Source organism: Thalassotalea litorea (genome assembly GCF_005843925.1).
Classification (GTDB): Bacteria; Pseudomonadota; Gammaproteobacteria; order Enterobacterales; family Alteromonadaceae; genus Thalassotalea_A; species Thalassotalea_A litorea_A.
The window spans coordinates 132,088-145,792 of the sequence record NZ_VCBC01000012.1 but is presented as its reverse complement, the minus strand read 5'-3'; the positions used below and the strand labels follow the sequence as shown (position 1 = coordinate 145,792).

14 protein-coding genes are annotated in these 13,705 nt (G+C 45.3%); 9 read left to right on the top strand and 5 right to left on the bottom strand.

Features of this window, described 5'->3' with window-relative positions; genetic code table 11:
- The first annotated feature begins 67 nt into the window (after positions 1-67).
- On the top strand, positions 68-775 hold the full coding sequence (locus FE810_RS12915) for a PEP-CTERM sorting domain-containing protein (RefSeq protein WP_138320479.1): 708 nt from the start codon (positions 68-70) through the stop codon (positions 773-775).
- A 60-nt stretch (positions 776-835) separates the two neighbouring features.
- Here FE810_RS12915 and FE810_RS12910 read toward each other — a convergent pair whose 3' ends face one another.
- From FE810_RS12910 to epd, 5 genes are all read right to left on the bottom strand, one after another.
- On the bottom strand, positions 836-1,771 hold the full coding sequence (locus tag FE810_RS12910) for a LysR family transcriptional regulator (RefSeq protein WP_138320478.1): 936 nt from the start codon (positions 1,769-1,771) through the stop codon (positions 836-838).
- A 39-nt stretch (positions 1,772-1,810) separates the two neighbouring features.
- Complete coding sequence (locus FE810_RS12905; protein ID WP_171022358.1) at positions 1,811-2,710, bottom strand: DUF481 domain-containing protein; 900 nt, start codon at positions 2,708-2,710, stop codon at positions 1,811-1,813.
- Between the two features lie 162 nt (positions 2,711-2,872).
- Positions 2,873-3,937: a class II fructose-bisphosphate aldolase gene (fba, locus tag FE810_RS12900; RefSeq protein WP_138320476.1), complete on the bottom strand. Its 1,065-nt coding sequence runs from the start codon at positions 3,935-3,937 to the stop codon at positions 2,873-2,875.
- Between the two features lie 78 nt (positions 3,938-4,015).
- Positions 4,016-5,200, bottom strand: a complete 1,185-nt coding sequence (locus FE810_RS12895) for a phosphoglycerate kinase (RefSeq protein WP_138320475.1) — start codon at positions 5,198-5,200, stop codon at positions 4,016-4,018.
- Between the two features lie 61 nt (positions 5,201-5,261).
- Positions 5,262-6,278 (bottom strand): erythrose-4-phosphate dehydrogenase, encoded by a 1,017-nt coding sequence (gene epd / locus FE810_RS12890; protein WP_138320474.1) that lies wholly within the window; start codon positions 6,276-6,278, stop codon positions 5,262-5,264.
- Positions 6,279-6,708: 430 nt separating this feature from the next.
- On the opposite strand from epd, the gene FE810_RS12885 reads away from it, so the two are divergent.
- The 8 genes from FE810_RS12885 (at position 6,709) to nuoF (ending at position 13,694) form a co-directional block, all read left to right on the top strand.
- Entirely contained in the window at positions 6,709-7,629 is a 921-nt protein-coding gene (locus tag FE810_RS12885; RefSeq protein ID WP_138320473.1) for a 2-hydroxyacid dehydrogenase, read from the top strand.
- 172 nt (positions 7,630-7,801) lie between these two features.
- Positions 7,802-7,942: a hypothetical protein gene (locus FE810_RS17100; RefSeq protein ID WP_171022357.1), complete on the top strand. Its 141-nt coding sequence runs from the start codon at positions 7,802-7,804 to the stop codon at positions 7,940-7,942.
- Positions 7,943-8,000: 58 nt separating this feature from the next.
- The gene (locus FE810_RS12880; protein ID WP_138320472.1) at positions 8,001-8,354 is read left to right on the top strand and encodes a hypothetical protein; all 354 of its coding nucleotides are present in this window, start codon (positions 8,001-8,003) and stop codon (positions 8,352-8,354) included.
- A 522-nt stretch (positions 8,355-8,876) separates the two neighbouring features.
- The gene (ndhC, locus tag FE810_RS12875) at positions 8,877-9,290 is read left to right on the top strand and encodes an NADH-quinone oxidoreductase subunit A (protein ID WP_246037056.1); all 414 of its coding nucleotides are present in this window, start codon (positions 8,877-8,879) and stop codon (positions 9,288-9,290) included.
- 3 nt (positions 9,291-9,293) lie between these two features.
- On the top strand, positions 9,294-9,932 hold the full coding sequence (locus FE810_RS12870; RefSeq protein ID WP_138320471.1) for a NuoB/complex I 20 kDa subunit family protein: 639 nt from the start codon (positions 9,294-9,296) through the stop codon (positions 9,930-9,932).
- Positions 9,929-11,716 (top strand): NADH-quinone oxidoreductase subunit C/D, encoded by a 1,788-nt coding sequence (gene nuoC, locus FE810_RS12865; RefSeq protein WP_138320470.1) that lies wholly within the window; start codon positions 9,929-9,931, stop codon positions 11,714-11,716. The genes FE810_RS12870 and nuoC overlap by 4 nt, the downstream gene beginning before the upstream one ends.
- Positions 11,717-11,758: 42 nt before the next feature.
- Entirely contained in the window at positions 11,759-12,331 is a 573-nt protein-coding gene (gene nuoE / locus FE810_RS12860) for an NADH-quinone oxidoreductase subunit NuoE (RefSeq protein WP_246037055.1), read from the top strand.
- A gap of 64 nt (positions 12,332-12,395) precedes the next feature.
- Complete coding sequence (gene nuoF, locus FE810_RS12855) at positions 12,396-13,694, top strand: NADH-quinone oxidoreductase subunit NuoF (RefSeq protein ID WP_138320469.1); 1,299 nt, start codon at positions 12,396-12,398, stop codon at positions 13,692-13,694.
- The last annotated feature ends 11 nt before the right edge of the window (positions 13,695-13,705 follow it).

Below are 13,705 nucleotides of genomic sequence, written 5' to 3'. Positions count from 1 at the left end.
TTGCGGGGTAAAATTAATAAACGTTGTTTTATCGATGTTTTCATATCCCGATGTTTGGAGTTGTAATATGAAATTGATTAACGTTTTCAGGATTACCCTTTTAACGCTGTTGGTTGTATTCAGCTCTGGCACTCTGGCCGAGCTCGTGCAACTTGTTGACTTTAAAAAACTGGCGAATCAACGCACAGTTAAAAGTAATTCCCAAAACTTTTCTTTGCCCTTGGATATTATTGAACCAGGGCTCAGTCTTACCATAGATAATGCCGCTGACTTTAATGAGCTACTCGACCCTGATAATGGTCTGCTTGCCTGTCGAGGAAATCGTGGCTGTGGTTCAAATCCATTGGAAACTTTGGGTGTAGGCGAATTTCTTCAATTTACCTTTACCTACGAAGGCGAGACTGTCGACTTTGAAGGTTTGCAATATCAAGTTAGCCAATCAGAGCAGGGCGGGACGTTATATATTGTTAGTAATGATCCGAATGCCAACCCATTAGGTATTGTGACCTACTTAGAAGTCAACTTTGACTATGCTGGGGCGAGCAGCGAAGGTGAGGTGTTTATTACATCGATTTATACTCGCATTCCAGATAGCAATGGCGGTGATTTAACGGGTCCGACGGATCCTGGTGGCGGCAATGGCAATAATCCGGATGGTACTGGGCCAGATGAGACCATACCTCCGACAGAACCACAACCGGTTCCTGAGCCTGGAAGTCTGCTGTTACTTGCGGCGGGTCTATTGTTGATAGGTTGTCGTCGACGCTCGTCTTAAGTGTTAATTATTAAGCGTGGCCCGACAGAGGGAAAAAGGCATGCCATTTGATGCGAGTAATTAGACTCGCTTGGCTGCCTCTATTACCTGTTGTCGCAGCCAGATATGGCTAGGCTCATGGTGGATGAGTGGGCTCCATATCATCTTTAATTCGATGTCTGGAATGACAAACGGCGGGGCTTGCACAGTATAATTTGGGCGCGAAGCGTGAATATTTGCGGCTTTGCTCGGCAGAGTCGCCAATAGGTGATCATCGTGGGCCAACTGCATCGCGACCTGATAATTACGCGTAAACAGTTTGATTTTGCGTTTTTCACCGATTTTCGCCAAGGCTTCATCTACCCAGCCAAGTTTTTGTACGTCTTTGGGGTTCATACCCACACCCACACCAAAACCGGTTTTTGAAACCCAAACATGTTGTGCTTTCAGGTAGTTTTCTAATGTCAGTGGTGATGTCTGCGGATTGTCACTGTGAGTGATACAGGAAAAACTATCTTGCCACAGCACTTTTTGGTGGAAAGACTGTGGCAGTTTTTCAAAGTGGTTAATGGCCATATCAATCTTGCCATTTTCTACATCAACGAAATCGACATCGCTCGGTGTCATGATGTCCAAAGTGATGCCTGGGGCTAACTCATTTAGCTGGTTTAATAGTGATGGCAACAGTGTTGAAGCCGCATAGTCACTTGCCATAATGCGGAATAAACGTTGACTAGTCTTCGGGTTGAAACTATCGACTTTTTGTAGGGCGTCGGTTAAATCGAGGAGTATTTTTCTTAATTTTGGCGCTAATTTTTTCGCTTTTTCGGTAGGTTGCATACCTTCTGACGTTCTGACCAACACCGGATCGTTGAGCAGTTTTCGTAAACGTTTTAAGCTACTGCTCATTGCCGGCTGGGTAATATTTAGTTGTTCAGCGGCTCTGCTTACGTTTTTCTCTCTCAGGAGAATATCGAAAGCAACGAGTAAGTTTAAATCAATATCGGCTAAATTCATTGAAATACCTTACTCGTTGTTACATACAATCGGGTCAATCTAAATACTGTAAACCAGCGTAAGTGACGTTTCGGTACGGGTTTTTTGGATGTTCCCCTGAACCTTACTATTATAATCAACCGTGAATGCAAACTTTAGTGCTAAGGCGTCGATCAGTTGAGTACTAAACGCTGTGATCGATTTATATTTACTGCTTTCGCCACTTTTCGGTGCTAATTCTGCACTGACGATTTGTTTAAATTGAATCGACTCGAATACCCGGGTTTCATAAGTCGCAGCGGTACGAACAATAAATGCTTTTTGAGTTTTGTCTTCGTCAGGTTGAGGGTTGCTCAACTCGTCAATTTTATAACCCGGACCGATTTCCGCATCAAAATAAGAAATGTCGTCTTCAAACCAACGGCGACCCCAACCCGCTGCGATTGAGCTTTGATACTCAAATCCGTTAAAGCGGTCATCTTCGTATGAACCAAAGCCAAAACCGTAGTTTTTACCGCCTCGCTCAAAGGTGTAATTACTTTGAATTGTCGAAGACCACTTTTGATCGGTTGTTTCGTAATCCGTTTCTTGAGTGTCAGAATCTGTCTGTTCTGTTTTTCGAACAAATAAGTCAAGACGGACATTGGTTCTTAACTTTCCCCGTTCGTGATCTAAATCGAGTCCGGTTTTTGCAAACGCAGAATTACGCACATCTGTTTTAAAGAACGCACCGATTTCAAATGCACCGGTAAATGAAGAGGGGATGTTATTACACTCTGGTAATGCAATGTATTCTTCCGGCGGAATTTCGTCGGTAAAGTTATAACATGTCAGCTCTTTTTCATCATAGAGTGTGCGAACCAAGGCTTCGTTTGCTTCAGAAATATTTTCCGAATCCTGAGCAGCCAACAAGGAAAAAGAAAGGGCGCTTAAGCCGAGCAACGTTATTATTCTGTTCATAGCCATCACTGATGGTATCCATCAGCCTTGTTGTGTTGTTATTAGAGGGTTGTGGCCATTATATCCAAAAAAAACGAGCAGTCGTCAATTAATTGACCACTGCTCGAAGTTTTTTACCAAAGAACGTTGCAAATATTCGTTATCGAGTAAGTGCCAGACAAATTACTTTATCAATGCGGCGAGCTGACCCTGGCTGTACTTGATTGCGATATCATCTAAAGAAATCGGCTTAATTTTATCGGCTTGGCCGGCAGTATTGAACGCTTCGTAACGAGCTTTACAGATTTCATACATCGCTTGCGTGGTTACTGCCAGATATTTACGCGGGTCAAATTCACTTGGATTTTGAGCGAGGAAGCGACGAATTGCCCCGGTAGACGCCAAACGTAAGTCAGTGTCGATATTTACTTTACGAACGCCATTTTTAATGCCTTCTTGAATTTGCTCAACGGGCACACCGTAAGTTTCTGGGATCGCACCACCGTATTCATTAATTACCGCTAACCAATCCTGAGGCACCGATGAAGAGCCGTGCATAACCAAATGAGTATTTGGGATGCGACGATTAATTTCTTTGATGCGATCAATGGCGAGAATGTCGCCTGTTGGTGGACGGGTAAACTTGTATGCGCCATGGGAAGTACCACAGGCGATTGCCAAAGCATCTACCTGAGTTTTGGCGACAAAATCCGCTGCTTCTTCAGGATCTGTTAATAATTGATCATGACTCAGCACACCTTCGGCGCCAACCCCATCTTCTTCGCCGGCCATACCAGTTTCAAGCGAACCAAGACAACCGAGCTCACCTTCGACACTAACTCCACAGGCGTGAGCCATGGCCACCGTTTGCTGTGTCACTTCTAAATTATATTCGTAACTGGACGGGGTTTTGCCATCATCCATTAACGAGCCATCCATCATCACCGATGAAAAACCGAGCTGAATAGAGCGTTGGCAAACGGCTGGTGAGGTTCCGTGATCCTGATGCATTACCACCGGGATCTCAGGAAATTCATCGATAGCGGCTTGAATTAAGTGACGTAAAAATGGTGCACCGGCATACTTTCTCGCACCTGCTGAAGCCTGCAAGATCGCGGGGCTATTGGTCGCTTTAGCGGCCATCATAATTGCGCGAACCTGCTCCAGGTTATTGACGTTAAACGCCGGAATACCGTAATCGTGCTCTGCAGCATGATCCAGCATTTGACGCATAGAAATTAAAGGCATAAAAATTCTCCTGCAATAATAAAAGGGCGGTAAGACCGCCACTCGTTTTTCTTTTGTTTTCGCCGCAATATAATTTTATTATTTTAGTTGTGCTGCGCGTTCTTCAAGGATGGCGACTGCGGGTAATTTCTTTCCTTCCAGGAATTCAAGAAAGGCACCACCACCGGTTGAAATATAAGAAACTTTATCGGCGATACCATATTTATCGACGGCGGCTAGCGTGTCACCACCTCCGGCTATGGAAAATGCCTTTGACTGCGCAATCGCTTTGGCAATGATTTCAGTGCCTTTTCCGAACTGATCGAATTCGAATACGCCAACCGGACCGTTCCAGACAATCGTGCCAGCATTTTCCAGGATGCTAGCTAAAGTATTGGCCGAATCTGGGCCAATATCAAAAATCATATCCTGATCAGTGACTTCAGCCACAGGTTTAGTGGTTGCAATCGCGCTTTCTGAAAATTCACTACCGACAATGACGTCGCTCGGAATTGGAATATCGCCACCGGATTGTTGTGCGGCGTTTAGCAGGCGCTGCGCTTCTTCGACTAAATCGGCTTCATACAAAGATTTTCCAACGCTGTGCCCTTGAGAGGCAATAAACGTATTGGCGATACCACCACCAACAATCAATTGGTCAACAATGCCTGAAAGAGAATCCAAAACGGTCAATTTGGTTGATACTTTTGAACCACCCACAATTGCTACCATAGGTCGAGCCGGATTATTCAACGCTTGACCTAAGGCAGATAACTCATTGGCAAGTAATGGACCTGCGCAGGCAATAGGAGCGAATTGAGCAACGCCATAAGTACTCGCCTGAGCGCGATGCGCGGTGCCAAAGGCGTCCATCACAAACACATCACAAAGTGCGGCCAATTGTTTGGCCAATGTCTGCTCGTTTTTCTTTTCACCTTTATTAAAGCGAACGTTTTCAAAGAGCAATACTTCACCTTGTTGCTGTTGCGTGCCTTCTAAATAGTCAGTGACTAATCGCACAGGTACATTCAGAGCCGCTTTAAGGTAGTCGGCGACAGGTTGTAATGAAAACTGGGCATCAAATTCACCTTCGACCGGACGCCCAAGGTGCGACATTACCATGACGCTTGCGCCTTTTTCCAGGGCAAGTTTAATTGTTGGTAGGGCGGCCTTCAATCGGGCGTCAGAGGTGATTTTTCCGTCTTTTATCGGAACATTCAAATCTTCACGGATAAGTACCCGTTGGTTCGCTAAATCAAGTTCAGTCATTTTGATGACAGACATGAGTTTTCTCCATTAAGCTACAAGTTTTTGATGACGCCGCTGGCTCTCACTACCTCGTGGGCTAATCGGCGGTATTAAATATTGCTGATGTTGTATCCAGCATTCGATTCGCAAAGCCCCATTCGTTATCACACCACACCAGTAATTTAACCAGTCGGTTATGGCTAACTCGCGTTTGATTGCCGTCAACAATGCAAGAATGAGGATCATGATTAAAGTCAGAAGATACCAAGGGTTCCATGGTCAATCCGAGAATGCCGCTTAACCCGCTTTGCTGGGCTTCGTTAAGGGCGCTGTTTACCGCATTAATATCGACATCGGTGGTAAGTGTTACGCTTAAATCCATCGCGGTAACATTAACCGTTGGCACCCGCACGGCAATGGCTTCAAAACGACCGGCAAATTTCGGTAATATCCGCTCGATGCCTGCGGCCAGTTTGGTATTGACCGGAATAATCGATTGACTGGCGGCTCGGGCAAGTCTTAAGTCATCGTGATAAGCGTCAATAACCTGTTGATCATGCATTGAGGAATGGATGGTGGTGATGGTGCCTTTTTGTACACCAAAGGCATTGTCGAGCACCTGTATTACCGGCACGATACAGTTGGTGGTGCAGGAACCATTGGAAATAATTTGATCGCGACTTTCTAAAGTGTCGTGATTAATGCCATAAATGATGGTTTTATCTACGTCATTGTATGCTGGTTGGGAATACAAAACTTTTTTGGCGCCTTGAGCGATGTGCTTTAACGCTTCATGTTTGCCCTGATAAATGCCGGTACAATCCAACACGATATCGACGTCCAGCTCTCCCCAGGGAAGTCCGGTAATTTCAGGTTGATGGATTAGCGCAATGGCGTCGGAACCGACATTTAAATAGCCATGGGATAAACTCACATCAAAAGAGAATCGGCCATGATTGGTATCATATTTTAATAGATGCGCGATGCCTTCGGGCTTTGCCAGTTCATTAATGGCTACTATCCGAAATTCGTCTGTACGGCCACTTTCATACAAAGCCCGCAAAATTGATCGGCCAATTCGGCCAAAGCCATTTATTGCAATTTTTATTGTCATAATTCAAAGGTCATAGAAACGACCTTTCATTTAGAATATGGAAAATTAATCGGTGCGATAGTCTCATTCAGAATCCTGGTGATCTCATCGGGTTTAACACCTTTGGATGACCTTAGCTTGATGAACTATAGACGAGCCATATATTTATGCCTATTATCGCTCTTGATCCAAACAGGGTTTTGTGAACGCCCTGTAAAAAACCGAGGTATTTTCCCTTACCTAGCCATTAGGTGCAATGAAATTGTGTAGATTTTTTTCATCTAATACTGGTTTGTCCCGGTATAGATACAATTTTAATGGGTCGTTGTTTGTCAGCATCTGCTGTTAGCACCATACAAAACAAAGGGTTGTCATAATTTTTTGTTTTTTGTAGTGGTCTTTGAAAGTTTTCTTTTTATAGGTTAGTAATAACCACAAGTTGGATTCATTTATGACAGTCGCATTAATTATTCAAGGACGAGATGTACAACCCCTGAGGTCTGGTTTATCAGACGTTCTAAAAGATGTAGAAATTCAGGTTTGGCCGCAGCTTACAAACTTAGATGCCATCGAATTTGTGGTTGCATGGAATTGTCCTGAAAATTTACTATCTCAATTGCCAAATCTTAAAGCCATCTGTTCTTTAGGGGCGGGGGTAGATGGCATTTTAGCGTTAAAGGATTTACCGCAAGTGCCCGTGTGCCGAATTGTCGAGGAAAACCTGAGCAAACAAATGTGTGACTATGTATTGGCTCAGATTTTAAATTTTCAATATCAATTTACCACCTATAACCAGCAACAATCTCAAAGCCGGTGGCAAGAGAGAAAGGCAACGACTGTTAAATCTGTGGCTTTATTGGGGGTTGGGCAATTAGGTCATCAAGTAGCCAATGACTTGCTTAATCGAGGGTTTCAAATCAGTGGTTGGAGTAATAGTCCGAAACCGGATAGAGCTTACCCTTGCTTTCATGGTGATGATGGCCTGACGCAGGTGGTTTCAAATGCAGATTGTGTGGTCAGTTTGCTACCCGCAACCCAGCATACGGATGATCTATTTAATTTACGGTTCTTTCAACAAATGCAATCTCATGCGTTATTTATCAATGTTGGTCGTGGTAATTCCGTGGTGGAAATGGATTTACTGTATGCGTTACAGCACAAGGTGATCCACAGTGCTTGCCTTGATGTGTTCAAAACCGAGCCTTTACCTCAGCAACATCCTTTTTGGCAGCAAAGTAACCTGGTGATAACACCGCATATTGCTGCAGTTACGAAGCAGCAAAATATCATTGAACAAATCGCCAGTCACTATGTAAATTTACAGTCAGGACAGCGACTTAGCTATATAGTGGATAGAAATAAGGGTTACTGATAGTTTCGCGGCTCAATGAGTGGGACGATAAATGTCACAGAGTGCTTAGACGATTTTTTACAATATGCAAATTTTTTTGCATATTTATCAAGTTTATCCTTGTAACCCACGTATAAAAGGGATAAATTGGTTGTGCTAATAAACAATTCATCGACTTTTGAAGGCACAGGTTATGAATAAATCGTCTTTAAGGGAAGTCAAGCTGAGTACTGTATTTATCGCAGTATTGGTATTGGGAGTATCCGCGATGTTTACTTCTTCAAATGCCTCTCAGAATACGGAAGTTAACCTTGTAATCGAACAACAACAATAAGAAATTCCAGTTAATTTCTTTGAAACCTCACTTATGTGAGGTTTTTTTTTGCACATGGATGTGCTTATCCTCCCGTACCATGGATGGTAGCAAGGGAGGGTTTGCTAAATGGATGTGCTTATCCTCCCGTACCATGGATGGTAGCAAGGGAGGGTTTGCTAAATGGATGTGCTTATCCTCCCGTACCATGGATGGTAGCAAGGGAGGGTTTGCTAAATGGATGTGCTTATCCTCCCGTACCATGGATGGTAGCAAGGGAGGGTTTGCTAAATGGATGTGCTTATCCTCCCGTACCATGGATGGTAGCAAGGGAGGGTTTGCTAAATGGATGTGCTTATCCTCCCGTACCATGGATGGTAACAAGGGAGGGTTTGCTAAATGGATGTGCTTTGTCGGGATATTGCCATCCTGATATCCCGACATTCGATAAGTCCGTTTATGTATCCTCCCGTACCATGGATGGTAACAAGGGAGGGTTTGCTAAATGGATGTAGGCATGCTGCATCATAGAATCGACTGATGCATGTGTTCCTATGGATGAGCTTCGTCGGGATGATTAGGCATGCTGCATCATAGAATCGACTGATGCATGTGTTCCTATGGATGAGCTTCGTCGGGATGATATAGGCATGCTGCATCATAGAATCGACTGATGCATGGTCGCCAATGCGTATTTCGCACTATCGCACCATTATGATCTATCGCAATTTCCACCCAAAGAAGCGGGTTTATTTATCCACCTTCCGGGAGTTTCACTTTCTAACGCTCATATATTCCCTCTAACTTGTTGCTTTTACGATTCTTTGACTATTCTTTAAGCAATAACAATTAACCGATCGGTTTCCCTGCCAGGATTTCGGTCATGATAGTTTGTCGCCTTAGCCGTATCACAGGTCTGGTTGTCTATCGTTAATCTAAGATCTCAGGATCCAATGTGATAACAGACAACTCAGTAGCAACAAGCATTGATCAACTCTGGCCCGTCGCCAGTTATTTTGTCATTTTAATCTTCCTCTTATTGGGCGTACTTGCTTTGGCCATGTTCCTCGGTCCAAAAACCCGAGGCCGCCACACTCACACCGCCTATGAGTCCGGCATTGTGCCTGTCGATGCCCCCAAAACCCGATTTACCAATCACTTTTTTCTGTATGCCATATTCTTTGTCATATTCGACTTAGAAACGATTTTTCTGTTTGCCTGGGTTATCGCATTTGATGAGAGCGGCATGGCGGGTTTTATTGAAGCCAGTATTTTTATCACTATCTTGCTGGCGGCATTAGTGTATCTATGGCGCATTGGCGCTCTGGAACTGATCCGCAAGCATCGTCCAGCTCGCATGAGGCAATAAACGATGGAATGGTCTCTTACCAAAGCCGAACTTGATCGGCAAATGTCCCAATCCAAACATATCGTCGAGGAAGATCTCAAACGTTCGGTGCTATTTGCCAAGCTTGATGACATGGTTAACTGGGGACGGAAAAATTCAATATGGCCGTTTAACTTTGGCTTGTCCTGTTGTTATGTCGAAATGGCGACAAGTTTTACCTCCCGGCATGATATTGCTCGCTTTGGTGCCGAAGTGATCCGTGCCACGCCCCGACAGGCGGATTTAATGGTGATATCCGGTACTTGTTTTCGCAAAATGGCCCCTGTGATTCGCCACTTGTACGATCAATTACTTGAACCTCGCTGGATAATTTCCATGGGCTCATGCGCGAATTCCGGCGGTATGTACGATATCTATTCCGTGGTTCAGGGGGTTGATAAATTTATTCCCGTGGATGTTTACGTGCCTGGCTGCCCACCGCGCCCGGAAGCGTTGATGGAAGGATTGTTATTACTGCAACAAAAGATAGCCCATCAACCCAGGCCATTGAGCTATATGGTAGGAGAGCAAGGGGTACAGGAAATTGCCAAACCCTCATTGCGCGATATTAAACATGAACATCGAATTCATACCAAAAACTTGCAGGAGCCTGACCAGATATGAATCAGGCAAACCCCGTAGATATTAGTGCATGGCAACCTGGCGATGACTATACGCTGCGCGACGAAATTGCCCATATAAACGCTGACCTTGGATTACAGGAACAGCAAGTCCAGGATCAAATAGAAACCTATTGGTTGGAAAAGTCGCAATTGCTGTGTTTGATGCAATTGTTAAAACAACAAATCCCCAATGGTTTTGATATGTGTTTTGATCTGTTTGCCGTTGATGAGCGGGTCCGGGAGAATAAACTCACCAGTCAATGTGGAGATTTCACGCTGGTGTATCATCTTCGTTCGATGCAACGCAATCAGGATATTCGTATCAAGGTTGCCTTGTCAGAACCTGATAAATCCATCGACAGTGTTTGTGGTATATGGGCAAACGCAAATTGGTATGAGCGTGAAGTTTGGGATATGTTTGGCATTCGTTTTAGCAATCACCCGCACCTGGCTCGGATCCTAATGCCACCAACTTGGGTTGGCCACCCCTTGCTCAAAGACCACCCGGCACGCGCAACCGAAATGGAACCGTTTACCTTAAGTGACAAGCAGCAAGATATTGAGCAACAGGCGTTAAAGTTTCGTCCAGAAGACTGGGGCATGAAACGGCAAAGTGCCGATGCGGATTTTACCTTCCTCAATTTGGGTCCCAATCATCCATCGGTGCATGGCGCGTTTCGTATTGTGCTGCAAATGGAAGGGGAAGAAATCGTCGACTGCGTACCGGATATCGGCTACCACCACCGCGGCGCGGAAAAAATGGGAGAGCGGCAATCCTGGCACAGCTACATTCCCTACACGGATCGCATTGATTATCTCGGCGGGGTAATGAACAACTTCCCCTACGTCATGGCGGTTGAAAAACTGGCGGGCATTGAAGTGCCAGAACGGGCGAAGGTTATTCGCATTATGACCGCCGAAATGTTTCGCATTCTTAGCCACTTACTCTTTTACGGAACCTTTGCCCAGGACGTTGGGGCACTGTCGCCCATCTTTTACATGTTTATCGACCGTGAAAAGCTATTTGCCATCATCGAAGCATTTACCGGTGCTCGGATGCATCCGAGTTATTTTCGCATTGGTGGCGTGGCAATGGATCTACCGAAAGGCTGGGATACTTTGGTGCGTGAATACGTTAATTATCTGCCAAAACGCCTCGATGAATATGAAAAAATGGTGATGCAAAACCGCTTACTTAAAGCCAGAACCGTTGATGTCGGCGCATATACCACCGAGGAAGCCATCGAATATGGCGTTACTGGTCCGGGTTTGCGTGCCACGGGATATTCCTGGGATCTTCGAAAACAACGTCCATACGGTGGCTATGATCAGTTTGAATTTGAAGTGCCGATTGGGCACAAGGGCGATAGCTATGATCGTTGTCGGGTGCGGGTCGAGGAGATGCGACAAAGCATCCGCATCATCGAACAATGCCTCAACAATATGCCAGAAGGGCCTTATAAAGCCGAACATCCACAAACGACTCCGCCGGATAAAAGCCGAACCATGAAGGATATCGATACTTTGATCCCGCACTTTGTCAATGTTTCCTGGGGGCCTGTGATCCCAGCCGGAGAGGTCAGTGTTAGTGTCGAAGCCACGAAAGGCATTATGGCATATCACCTAGTCAGTGATGGTTCCACCGTCAGTTATCGTACCCGTATTCGCACCCCGTCTTTTGCTCATTTACAAATGCTGCCATTAATCTCGAAAGGGCAGATGGTCGCGGATTTAATTGCCACACTGGGCAGCATTGATTACGTCATGGCCGATGTTGACAGATAAGGGAATCAATCAAATGCAACACAATCAAATAAGGAAATAACCGTGTCTCTTGCAACACAATTACCCCGCACAGGGGAAGGCAATATTGAGATCAATCAGCTCAGCTATCGAGACTATCTGAGCATGGATGAAATTGATGCCATTGAGCATGAAGTATCCATCATGGGCAAGCGACATGCGGCGGGGATCGAAGCGTTAAAGTTGGTGCAGAAAAACCGTGGCTGGATATCCGATGACAGTCTATATGCCATCGCCGAGCTTTTGCAAATGACAGTCAGTCAACTCGAAGGCATCGCCACGTTTTACAACCTGATCTATCGCCAACCGGTTGGTCGGTATGTGATTCATGTGTGTGATTCCATCAGCTGCTACCTGACCGGTTATCAGGCAGTAAGTGAAGCAATCAAAGCGCAACTCGGGATTGGTTACGGCCAGACTACAGAGGACGGCATGTTTACATTGTTAACCAATGCGTGTTTGGGGAGTTGTGACAAAGCGCCAGCGATGATGATTGGCGAAGATCACTTTGAGCATTTAACACCACAGTCTGCACGTGACATTTTGCAGCAGTTACAACAGGAACGCGGTAAGAAACCAGAAACAACGCAGAAATAACCAGCAGATACATTCGCAACAAATTAGAGATGCGCTAAATCTCAAACAATAAACCGAGGCACTGATGACGACAGAAACGCCGTTAACAAAACACATTAACCTGGCTCAGCCACTCGCGATGGCGGATTACGTTGATGTTGGTGGTTATCAAAGTGTCAAAAAAGCGGTGCTGCAAATGTCGGCATCAGAGGTGATGGCGGTTGTAAAAGATTCCGGATTAAAAGGACGTGGTGGGGCTGGCTTTCCAACGGCGATGAAATGGAGTTTCGTACCGGACTTTGAACCCCAGGATCCTCGATATTCCGAAGATAAATATCTGATTTGCAATGCTGACGAGATGGAGCCCGGCACGTTTAAAGATCGCTGGTTGCTGGAGGGTGTGCCACACCAGTTAATTGAATCGATGATTATTGCGAGTTACGCAATTGGCGCGAATAAAGCCTTTATTTTTCTCAGAGGTGAATATCACTTAGCCGCCAGGCGCTTGCAAACGGCTATCGATGAAGCCTATGCGCACGGATATCTTGGTAGCAACATTCAGCAAAGCGACTATCAATTGGATTTATACCTTCACACGAGTGCTGGTCGTTATATTTGCGGCGAAGAAACCGCGTTAATTAATGCCTTAGAAGGGCAACGGGCGAACCCCAGAGCCAAACCGCCATTTCCGCAAGTCAGCGGCTTATTTGGTAAGCCAACCATAGTCAACAATGTCGAAACCTTATCGAACCTGCCTCACATCATTAATCAAGGTCCAAGCTGGTTTAAAGCGCTATCCAATAATCAGGATGCCGGCACCAAAATATATGGTGCCAGTGGGCGAGTACAAAGACCCGGTTTGTGGGAATTACCTATGGGCATCACAGTACGTGAGTTGTTGTTTAAACATGCCGGCGGTATGCAACCAGGACTTAATTTGAAAGGCTTTTTACCGGGCGGAGCGTCCACGGACTTTCTGACGGCGGATCATCTCGATTTAGTGATGGGGTATGACGAAGTCAGTCAGGCCGGAAGTCGATTGGGCACTGGTGGCATCATTGTCCTTGATGATCACAATTGTCCGGTTGGCATGGTACTCAATCTGTTGAAATTTTTTGCTCAGGAATCCTGTGGGTTTTGTACACCTTGTCGTGACGGTACCGCTTGGGTTGTGGAAACATTAACGCGCATTGAACAAGGTCAGGGGACTAAGCAAGATCTCGACAGTTTACACAAACTTTGTGACTTTATGTGGCTCGGAAAAACCCATTGTGCGCTAGCGCCCGGCGCCGTTGAACCATTGCAAAGTGCACTAAAGTACTTTCACGACGATTTCGAACAACATATCGATAAGCATTGTTGTCCTTATCACGGCCATCATTAACGGGGAAATTT

Excerpts from the sequence above, each read along its gene's own strand:
- FE810_RS12915 (WP_138320479.1), top strand. The coding sequence starts at position 68 with ATGAAATTGATTAACGTTTTCAGGATTACCCTTTTAACGCTGTTGGTT.
- FE810_RS12910 (WP_138320478.1), bottom strand. The coding sequence starts at position 1,771 with ATGAATTTAGCCGATATTGATTTAAACTTACTCGTTGCTTTCGATATT.
- FE810_RS12905 (WP_171022358.1), bottom strand. The coding sequence starts at position 2,710 with ATGAACAGAATAATAACGTTGCTCGGCTTAAGCGCCCTTTCTTTTTCC.
- fba (WP_138320476.1), bottom strand. The coding sequence starts at position 3,937 with ATGCCTTTAATTTCTATGCGTCAAATGCTGGATCATGCTGCAGAGCAC.
- FE810_RS12895 (WP_138320475.1), bottom strand. The coding sequence starts at position 5,200 with ATGTCTGTCATCAAAATGACTGAACTTGATTTAGCGAACCAACGGGTA.
- epd (WP_138320474.1), bottom strand. The coding sequence starts at position 6,278 with ATGACAATAAAAATTGCAATAAATGGCTTTGGCCGAATTGGCCGATCA.
- FE810_RS12885 (WP_138320473.1), top strand. The coding sequence starts at position 6,709 with ATGACAGTCGCATTAATTATTCAAGGACGAGATGTACAACCCCTGAGG.
- FE810_RS17100 (WP_171022357.1), top strand. The coding sequence starts at position 7,802 with ATGAATAAATCGTCTTTAAGGGAAGTCAAGCTGAGTACTGTATTTATC.
- FE810_RS12880 (WP_138320472.1), top strand. The coding sequence starts at position 8,001 with ATGTGCTTATCCTCCCGTACCATGGATGGTAGCAAGGGAGGGTTTGCT.
- FE810_RS12870 (WP_138320471.1), top strand. The coding sequence starts at position 9,294 with ATGGAATGGTCTCTTACCAAAGCCGAACTTGATCGGCAAATGTCCCAA.
- nuoC (WP_138320470.1), top strand. The coding sequence starts at position 9,929 with ATGAATCAGGCAAACCCCGTAGATATTAGTGCATGGCAACCTGGCGAT.
- nuoF (WP_138320469.1), top strand. The coding sequence starts at position 12,396 with ATGACGACAGAAACGCCGTTAACAAAACACATTAACCTGGCTCAGCCA.